13 protein-coding genes are annotated in these 7,344 nt (G+C 71.6%); 5 read left to right on the top strand and 8 right to left on the bottom strand.

The window, feature by feature from the left end:
- Positions 1-76 precede the first annotated feature (76 nt).
- Positions 77-934, top strand: coding sequence for an SDR family oxidoreductase (locus GEV28_RS27560; protein ID WP_291415190.1), 858 nt, complete (start codon positions 77-79; stop codon positions 932-934).
- 79 nt (positions 935-1,013) lie between these two features.
- Here GEV28_RS27560 and GEV28_RS27555 read toward each other — a convergent pair whose 3' ends face one another.
- The gene (locus GEV28_RS27555) at positions 1,014-1,685 is read right to left on the bottom strand and encodes a peptidylprolyl isomerase (protein ID WP_291415193.1); all 672 of its coding nucleotides are present in this window, start codon (positions 1,683-1,685) and stop codon (positions 1,014-1,016) included.
- A 298-nt stretch (positions 1,686-1,983) separates the two neighbouring features.
- Between GEV28_RS27555 and GEV28_RS27550 the strand changes: the two genes are divergently transcribed.
- Positions 1,984-2,442: a pyridoxamine 5'-phosphate oxidase family protein gene (locus tag GEV28_RS27550; protein ID WP_291415189.1), complete on the top strand. Its 459-nt coding sequence runs from the start codon at positions 1,984-1,986 to the stop codon at positions 2,440-2,442.
- On the opposite strand, the gene GEV28_RS27545 is transcribed toward GEV28_RS27550, so the two are convergent.
- The 4 genes from GEV28_RS27545 to GEV28_RS27530 all read right to left on the bottom strand — a co-directional run bounded on the left by GEV28_RS27545 (position 2,432) and on the right by GEV28_RS27530 (position 3,844).
- Positions 2,432-2,935 carry a MarR family winged helix-turn-helix transcriptional regulator gene (locus GEV28_RS27545; RefSeq protein WP_291415188.1) on the bottom strand — a complete coding sequence of 168 codons (504 nt, stop codon included), beginning with the start codon at positions 2,933-2,935 and terminating at the stop codon, positions 2,432-2,434. The genes GEV28_RS27550 and GEV28_RS27545 overlap by 11 nt on opposite strands.
- Before the next feature lie 40 nt (positions 2,936-2,975).
- Positions 2,976-3,182, bottom strand: coding sequence for a hypothetical protein (locus GEV28_RS27540; protein ID WP_291415187.1), 207 nt, complete (start codon positions 3,180-3,182; stop codon positions 2,976-2,978).
- The gene (locus tag GEV28_RS27535) at positions 3,179-3,502 is read right to left on the bottom strand and encodes a methyltransferase domain-containing protein (RefSeq protein ID WP_291415192.1); all 324 of its coding nucleotides are present in this window, start codon (positions 3,500-3,502) and stop codon (positions 3,179-3,181) included. Before GEV28_RS27535 ends, GEV28_RS27540 begins: the two co-directional genes overlap by 4 nt.
- A 138-nt stretch (positions 3,503-3,640) precedes the next feature.
- Positions 3,641-3,844 carry an antitoxin gene (locus GEV28_RS27530; RefSeq protein ID WP_291415186.1) on the bottom strand — a complete coding sequence of 68 codons (204 nt, stop codon included), beginning with the start codon at positions 3,842-3,844 and terminating at the stop codon, positions 3,641-3,643.
- Between the two features lie 115 nt (positions 3,845-3,959).
- Between GEV28_RS27530 and GEV28_RS27525 the strand changes: the two genes are divergently transcribed.
- Both GEV28_RS27525 and GEV28_RS27520 read left to right on the top strand, forming a co-directional pair.
- Positions 3,960-4,277 (top strand): ArsR/SmtB family transcription factor, encoded by a 318-nt coding sequence (locus tag GEV28_RS27525; RefSeq protein ID WP_367115200.1) that lies wholly within the window; start codon positions 3,960-3,962, stop codon positions 4,275-4,277.
- Positions 4,270-4,680: an SRPBCC domain-containing protein gene (locus GEV28_RS27520; RefSeq protein ID WP_291415185.1), complete on the top strand. Its 411-nt coding sequence runs from the start codon at positions 4,270-4,272 to the stop codon at positions 4,678-4,680. The genes GEV28_RS27525 and GEV28_RS27520 overlap by 8 nt, the downstream gene beginning before the upstream one ends.
- Positions 4,681-4,840: 160 nt before the next feature.
- Here the strand turns inward: GEV28_RS27520 and GEV28_RS27515 are convergent, their stop codons facing one another.
- A complete protein-coding gene (locus GEV28_RS27515) occupies positions 4,841-5,899 on the bottom strand; it encodes a methyltransferase domain-containing protein (protein ID WP_291415184.1) in 1,059 nt (352 codons plus the stop codon).
- The gene (locus tag GEV28_RS27510; protein WP_291415183.1) at positions 5,860-6,135 is read right to left on the bottom strand and encodes a hypothetical protein; all 276 of its coding nucleotides are present in this window, start codon (positions 6,133-6,135) and stop codon (positions 5,860-5,862) included. The genes GEV28_RS27515 and GEV28_RS27510 overlap by 40 nt, the downstream gene beginning before the upstream one ends.
- A gap of 34 nt (positions 6,136-6,169) precedes the next feature.
- Here GEV28_RS27510 and GEV28_RS27505 point away from each other — a divergent pair, with 34 nt between their 5' ends.
- On the top strand, positions 6,170-7,093 hold the full coding sequence (locus GEV28_RS27505) for a DUF222 domain-containing protein (protein WP_291415182.1): 924 nt from the start codon (positions 6,170-6,172) through the stop codon (positions 7,091-7,093).
- Here the strand turns inward: GEV28_RS27505 and GEV28_RS27500 are convergent.
- Positions 7,044-7,343, bottom strand: a complete 300-nt coding sequence (locus GEV28_RS27500) for a nuclear transport factor 2 family protein (protein WP_291415181.1) — start codon at positions 7,341-7,343, stop codon at positions 7,044-7,046. The two genes, GEV28_RS27505 and GEV28_RS27500, sit on opposite strands and share 50 nt — an antisense overlap.
- Position 7,344 lies beyond the last annotated feature (1 nt).

The raw sequence follows: 7,344 nt of genomic DNA, 5'->3' as shown, positions 1-7,344 counted from the left end.
GGTCCGAGACATGCGTCGCGACCTGCGGTTCCGCCGACTTGACCTCCAGCAATGTCGAGGTCCTAGCCTCGGTGGCATGTCTCAGCCAACGATTGTGGTGACCGGCGCGACCGGCAATGTCGGCCGGCGCCTGGTCCCTCTGCTGCTCGACGCCGGTGCCTCGGTGCGCGCGGTGACCCGCGACCCGGACTCGGCCGACCTGCCTCCCGGGGTGTCGGCGGTACGGGCCGACCTGCTCGAGCCGTCGGGTCTCGACGCGGCCTTCGCGGACGCCGACGCGGTGTTCCTGGTGTGGCCGGACACATCGGCCGATGGCGCCGGCCCGGTGGTCGACGCGATCGCCGGGCACGCGCGGCGGGTCGTGTTCCTCTCCGCGCTGGGCGTGCCCGACGCCGACCCCGCGGGCGAGGCGCCGACGGGCCTGTTCCACGCGCGGGTCGAGTGGCTGATCCGGCGCACCGGTCTGGAGTGGACGTTCCTGCGGGCGGGCGGGTTCGCGACCAACACGCTGGGCTGGGCCGACGAGATCCGGTCGAGTGACACGGTCACTTGGGTGTACGGCGCGGCGGGCCGGTCGCTGATCCACGAGGCCGACATCGCCGCGGTCGCCGTGCGCGCCCTCACCGAGGAGGGGCACACGGGTGCGCGTTACGAGCTGACTGGACCGTCCGTGGTGACCCAGACCGAGCAGGTGCGGCTCATCGGCGAGGCGGTCGGCCGGGAGGTCCGCTGGGTGGATCTGTCCGAAAAGGACGCCCGGGAGCGGATGCGGGAGATGGGCTGGGCACCCGAGTTCATCGACAGCGGGCTCGCGCACTGGGCGAGCATCGTGACCGACCCGGAACCGGTGACCGACACCGTCGAGAAGGTCACCGGGGCGCCCGCGCGCCCGTTCGCCCGGTGGGCGATCGAGCACGCGGACGCCTTCCGCTGACCACCCGCGAGTCCAACGCCCAAGACCCGCGAGTCCAACGTTCAGGACCCGCGAGTCCGGCGTTCGGGAGGTGGCTGAGCTAGCAGCGGACCTTGACCTTCTCGAGGTTCGCCGGGAGTGCGGGCGGGCCGTCGAGCGGGGCCGGGTCCTCCGGGGTCGGCTGGACGCCGCCGGCCGCCACCCTGTCCACTGTGGTCAGTCCGGTGTCGCCGATGGTGCCGAAGATCGTGTAGTCCGGCAGCAGGTAGGCGTTGCCGTACACGAGGAAGAACTGGCTGCCGTTGGTGTCCGGGCCCGCGTTGGCCATCGCGAGCGCGCCGCGCGGGTAGATCTTGCGCGCGCCCGTCGGGTCGGTGGGCGCCGGGTCGAGGCCGACCGGCAGCTCGTCCTTGTACTTGTAGCCCGGACCGCCCTCGCCGGTGCCGGACGGGTCGCCGCACTGCAGGACCTCGAGCGTCGGGTACGTGGTGAGCCGGTGGCAGGTCGTGCGGTCGTAGAACCTGTGCCGCGCCAGGTGGACGAAGCTCTGCACCGTGCACGGCGCGACCGAGCGGTCCAGCGTGAGCGGCAGCGGGCCCTGGTTGGTCGACACGTCGACCCGGACCGTGCCGCGGTCGGGCGTCCGATGTGGATCGGGCGGCAGCGGCACCGGCCGCACGGCCGGATCGTCGGGGGTCTTGGTGTACTGGCAGGGGCCGTGGGTCGAGTCGTGCCGGTCCGCGGTGGCGGTGGCGGCACCGACGACGGCCAACGCGGCCGACGCGAGCGCCGCGACGACCGCGGCTATGGCGACCTTCCGGATCACAGGGATCTCCTCTCCCGGTAAGGGGCGAGGAAGTGTAGGACGGGTGACGGTCCGGGCACTAGTGTCGCGTGCCCCTGAAACCTTTACGCCGCTGCGGCCAACGCGGTCCCTGGCTGCGTTGGAGAAAAGCCCAAGTACATCCAGTACGAGCGACTTTCCTCCGCCTTGCCAGGAGCCACGTTGATCCACAGCGGGCGCAAAGGAACAGGATCACGCGACACTAGGTGTGCATATGCTGGCCCGCATGACCAACGACGACATCGCGCGGGCGGTTCTCGACGGCACCTCCTACGTCGTGCTCGCGACCGCGGACGCCGCCGGGTTGCCGTGGGCCTCACCGGTGTGGTTCGCGCACGAGGACCCGCGCGAGCTGTTCTGGGTGTCGTTCCCGGGCGCGCGGCACTCGCGGAACCTCGCCGACCGGCCGGAGCTCGCCATGGTCGTCTTCGACTCGACGCGCCCGTCCGCCGGCGCGCAGGCCGTCTACATGTCGGCCACCGCCGGGCAGGTCACCGACCCGGCCGAGATCGAGCGGGGGATCGGCGTCTTCTCGCGGGTGTCCGTGCGCGAGGGGCTCGAGCCATGGGGCCCGGACCGGGTCACCGGCGGCGCGCGGCTGCGGCTCTACCGCGCCCAGGTGACCGAGCACTCGATTCTCGACCCGGGCGCCACCGTCGACATCCGGACCACGGTCAGGCCGTAGGCCTGCCGACCGCGTCCTGGAGCACCCGCAGCGTGCGGTTCAGCGCCGCGCGTTCGTCCTCGGACAGCACCGAGATCAGCCGGCCGATGTTGGCCGCGTGTTCGGTCAGCGCGGCGTCGACGGTCTCGAGACCCTTGTCGGTGAGCACGATCCGGAAGCTGCGCCGGTCGGCGGGGTCCAGCCGGCGGTCGACGAGCCCGGCCGCCTCGAGGCGGTCGAGCCGGTTGGTCATGCCGGCGCGCGACATCATCAGCACGGCCGACAGCTCCGAGGGAATCATCGTGTACGGCCTGCCGGCCCGGCGCAGCGCCGCGAGCACGTCGAACTCGCCGCCACGCAAGCCGTGCCTGGCGAACACCCGCTCGACGGCCGGGAGCAGCACGGCGGTCAGCTGACCGAGCCTGCCGAACGTCCCGAGCGCGGAAAGGTCCAGGTCAGGCCGTTCCCGACGCCACTGGTCGAGCATGAGGTCGATCTGGTCCGCGTTCGCCATGCGCGGAATTCTATTCGCTGAGAAACTGTCCGGCGCCGTACTACCCGGGCTTGACCGCCCGCACCCCGAACACCGTCAGCGTCGGCGCGCCTCCCTCGGCGAACTGGTCCAGCGTCAGGCCCGCGTCGAGGAACAGCGAGAGCAACGCGGGCAGCGGCCAGTGCGACGCGCCCACCTTGTCCCGCAGCCCCTGGTCGGTCCACGACGCCTTCGTCCAGTGCGCGTCGAGGTAGCCGGGCCGGATCACGACCGCCTTCGGGCGCCGCGGTCGGCGAAACCGCGGCAGAAGCACGGATGCACGCCGATGTGCACGAACACCCCACCCGGCGCCAGCACCCGGAACGCCTCGCGGACCACGGCGGGGTAGGACGGCATGTCGGTGTGCACCATGGCCGACAGCACCGCGGGGACCGACGCCGACCGCACCGGCAGCCGCGCGGCGTCGGCCCTGGCCGCGGGCGGGCGATGCGCGCCGTGCCGGAGCATCCCCGCGGACAGGTCGACGCCGACGGGCGTGAAGCCCAGGTCGCGGACCCGGACGGCGTGCATACCGGTGCCGCACCCGATCTCCAGGCACGTGCCTCGGCCCTGGCCGAGCAGGTCGTGCAGGACCCGCCCGAGATCCTGTGGATCGTCCGGGCGGGTCCCGACTTGTCGCTCGTACAGTCCGCGATCTCGTCGTAGGCCGCGGTGGGCATGGGACGCCTAGGGCTGCTTGGGGTTGGTGGCGTTGCGCACCTTGTGCACCGCGTTGTCGATCTGACCGTGGTACTTGCCCTTGGTCCGCTTGTCGACGAACGCACCGGCCTTGGCGGCCATGTTGTTCACCTTGTCCGGGTTCCTACGGATGTAGGTCCGCGCCGCCGCGGCGGTCCCGGCCAGAGCGGTCAGCTTCCTGAGCAGAGGCATGGGGCCCGTCCTTTCCTTCTCATGTCGTACAACGGGGTACCCACCCCCTGAAGTTCCTAAGCAAACGTGTCGGAGATTGTTGACATGTCGGAGATCTCCGACATATGTTGGACGGGTGATCGACGACGTGCTGTTCACCGCCATGGCCAACCCGGTGCGGCGGCGGTTGCTGGAGCTGCTGCGCGACCGCTCGATGACCGCGGGTTCGCTCGCGGCGGAGTTCGAGCTGAGCCGCCCGGCCGTGTCCGAGCACCTGCAGGTGCTGCGCCGCTCCCGGCTGGTACGCGAGGAGGTGCGTGGCCGCGAGCGGCACTACCACCTCACCGCCGCGCCGCTCGTCGCCGTGAGCGACTGGCTGCACCCGTTCGAGCGCTACTGGCGCGATCGCATGCGCACCCTGGCCGACGTACTCGAGGAGGAGACCGATGACTGACACCATCCACGTGGACCAGTTCCTGTCCCAGCCGCCCGCCGCCGTGTGGCGCGCGCTCACCGAGCCCGACCGGCTGGCGAAGTGGTGGGCGGCCGGCGACATCGCGCCCGTCGTGGGCCACCGGTTCACCCTCGACATGGGTGGCTGGGGCGAGGTCCCGTGCACGGTGACCGAGGTCGAGCCGGAACGCCGGATCAGCTACACGTTCGCCGAGTCCACAATGGACTGGACGGTCACGTGGCGGCTCGTTGCCGAGGGCGCCGGGACGCGGCTGTTCCTCGAGCACGCCGGGTTCGACCTGGCCGACCCGAAGCACGAGCAGGCGTACCGGAACATGTCGCGCGGGTGGCCGGGCTCGGTGCTGCCGAGGCTGCTGCGCGAGATGGAGCGGGTCACGGCCTAGTGTCCGCCGCCGGGAGTCTGTTGCTTGAGTCGGTGAGTCCAGGTTTCTGCTGGCAAGGCGCCGGTTCGTCCTCGTACCGGGTTGTACTCGGGCGGGCCGGCAACGCCGCCAGCGGGAAGCTGGGCCGGCGAATCGAGTGACGAACTTCCGGCGGGGGGCACTAGATATGGGCGGCGGCCGTGACGAGCCACGCGGCCGAGCCGAGGACCACGCCGTCCGGGGTCTCCCGGGCGGCGTAGGCCTCGCGCAGCGCCTCGGTCGCGCGGGCGGCCGCCGCCGGGCCTGCCTCGGTCAGCCACTCCCGCACGGTCGGGTCGCCGAGGTCGAACGCCGTGGCCGCCTCGGCGGTCGACCCGACCACCAGCGGCTCGCGGACGTCGGTCAGCTCGATGTCGCCGAAGCCCGCCGCGGTGAGCACCTCGCGCAGCCGGGCCGGCTCGGCGAAGGACAGGGCGCCGGTCACCCGGGGCGGGGGCACGGTGACGTACCGGCTCAGCGCCTCGCGCCGGAGCACCCGGCCCTCGTTGAGCTCGAACGCCTGCCAGCACACGAACGCGAGCCGGCCACCCGGCGCGAGCGACCGGTGGAGGTTGGTGAACGCCTCCACCGGGTCGTCGAAGAACATCACGCCGAGCTGGCTCAGCACCAGGTCGACGGTGTCGAACGGGGTCCGCTGGGCGTCGCCGCGCTCGTACCGGACGTTGGTCAGGCCCGCCTCGGCGGCGCGCTGCCGGGCCGTGGCGAGCATCGGCCCGGACAGGTCGACGCCCAGCGCCCACCCGTCCCGCGCGGCCCTGCCGGCGAGCCGCGTGGTGTTGCCGCACCCGCAGCCGACGTCGAGCACCCGGTCGTCCGGGCGGATGTCCGCAGCGGGCAGCAGGTGACGGGTCAGTGGGGCCAGCAGCGCGTCGTAGCGCAGGTCGTTGGCGGCCCAGAACGCGCCGTCCTGGCCACCCCAGTTGGTCGGTCGGGTCACGGGCTTCCCTTCGTATGGCAGCTCCACGCGCAGCAGCGTAGGACCGCCGGCCGGGCTCGACAGCATGGTGGTGCCGTCGAACGCGGCCCGGCGGCGGATGCCCGCGAGGCCCGTTCCCTCGTCCTCGACCTCGATCACCAGGGCGCCCGCGCGGGCCAGGGTGATCGTCGCGTGCTCGGCGCCGCTGTGCTTGACGATGTTCGTCAGGGCCTCGGCGACCAGGAAGTACGCAGCCGACCCCACCGCCGCCGGGGCGCGGAGCGGGCCGTCGACAGCTCGCACGGGACCGGGCAGCGGGCGATCAGCCCGGCGACCGCGCCGTCGAGCCCGCGCTCGGCCAGCACCGGCCGGTAGATGCTGCGCACGACGTCACGCAGTCCGGCGAGCGCGTCGGCCGTCGCATCCTGCGCGCGCAGCACCAGCGGCAGCGCCTCGGCGGGGTCCCGGCGCAGCGCCCGCTCCACGATCCCGAGGTGCATGGCCACCGCGACGACATGTTCGAGCCGATTGTCGGTGGGGTCCCGACGACGCCACCCCGAAGCCGCGGCGCTGGCGGTGCGCGGGTTGGTGCGGACGGCCTGGCAGGTCGAGGGGTACGCCCTGGAGAAGCTCGCCGTGTTCGCCGCTAGAAGTGGCAGTGAGTTCGATGCGCTCGAGGTCGCGGCGCTGCTGGTGATCTCGCCTCGTGCCGCGCAGCAACGCCTGGATCTCGCGGTCACGTTGGCGACCCGGTTGCCGCGCACGTTGGCGGCGGTGAAGGCGGGTCGGCTTGATCCGTATCGGCCGTCGAAGATCGCCGACGCCACCCTGCCGTTGTCGCTTGAGGCTGCGCCGATCGTGGAAGAGGAGATCCTGGACCGGGTCGAGGACATGCCGGCCGTCAAGTTGGTTCGAGTGTTGCGGCGGATCGTCGCGCGAGTGAACGCCGACGCCCTGCAAGCCCTGCACGAGAAGCGGATGGCGCAGCGGCGGGTGGACATGTATCCGACCGAGGACGGGTGCGCCGTGTTGACCGTGCACGGGTCGGCGGCGCGGGTTCAGGTGGCGGCGAAGCGGGTGGATGCGATCGCCTATCAGCTGCGGGACACCGGTGGCGCGGATGGGCGGACGATGGACCAGCTCCGCTCGGACGTCGCCCTCGACCTGTTGGCGGGTAAGGACTTCGAGCACGCGAAGATCATCGTTCAGGTCACGTTGCGGCCCGGGCCGCGTTGGTGGTGCGAACCATCCTGGTCTTCAGTGTTGGACCTGGGCGCGTCCCGTGAATCTTTGCGGTCGAGTGACGGTACCTGGGTGACGCGGCGTCCCGGCGTCGACAGGCACGGCGGTCCTAAGTGGACCGCCACGGTCGGTTCCGAGATGGTACGTGCTCAAAGAAATGAGTCATCTAGGCCTGGCCCGTGTCGAAGTGGGACACCTTTCCGCCGGTCACGGTGAACTGCCAGCGGGTGCGCATCTCCCCCCACGTGTCGTTGCGGTAGGTCGCGGTCATCGACAGGCCGTCGTCGGTCGCGGAGTCCACCGTGATGTGCCCGTTGACCGTGAAGATCTCGCGGTCGACCCAGTCCTCCAGCGGCCGGGTGGTGCCGTCGTCGGTCATGGTGGCGGACGGGGTCAGAGCGGCGAAGAACGCGGCACGGTCACCGGCGTTGATGGCGTCGAGCAGGGGCTGCACGGCTGGATCCATG

The sequence above is a fragment of the Actinophytocola sp. genome, from assembly GCF_009379765.1.
Classification (GTDB): Bacteria; Actinomycetota; Actinomycetes; order Mycobacteriales; family Pseudonocardiaceae; genus Actinophytocola.
This window is presented reverse-complemented; position numbering and strand designations above follow the sequence as displayed.

Coding starts and splice junctions, on each gene's coding strand:
- GEV28_RS27520 (WP_291415185.1), top strand. CDS start 4,270: ATGACTGACACCATCCACGTGGACCAGTTCCTGTCCCAGCCGCCCGCC.
- GEV28_RS27500 (WP_291415181.1), bottom strand. CDS start 7,343: ATGGATCCAGCCGTGCAGCCCCTGCTCGACGCCATCAACGCCGGTGAC.
- GEV28_RS27545 (WP_291415188.1), bottom strand. CDS start 2,935: ATGGCGAACGCGGACCAGATCGACCTCATGCTCGACCAGTGGCGTCGG.
- GEV28_RS27510 (WP_291415183.1), bottom strand. CDS start 6,135: ATGCACCTCGGGATCGTGGAGCGGGCGCTGCGCCGGGACCCCGCCGAG.
- GEV28_RS27550 (WP_291415189.1), top strand. CDS start 1,984: ATGACCAACGACGACATCGCGCGGGCGGTTCTCGACGGCACCTCCTAC.
- GEV28_RS27530 (WP_291415186.1), bottom strand. CDS start 3,844: ATGCCTCTGCTCAGGAAGCTGACCGCTCTGGCCGGGACCGCCGCGGCG.
- GEV28_RS27560 (WP_291415190.1), top strand. CDS start 77: ATGTCTCAGCCAACGATTGTGGTGACCGGCGCGACCGGCAATGTCGGC.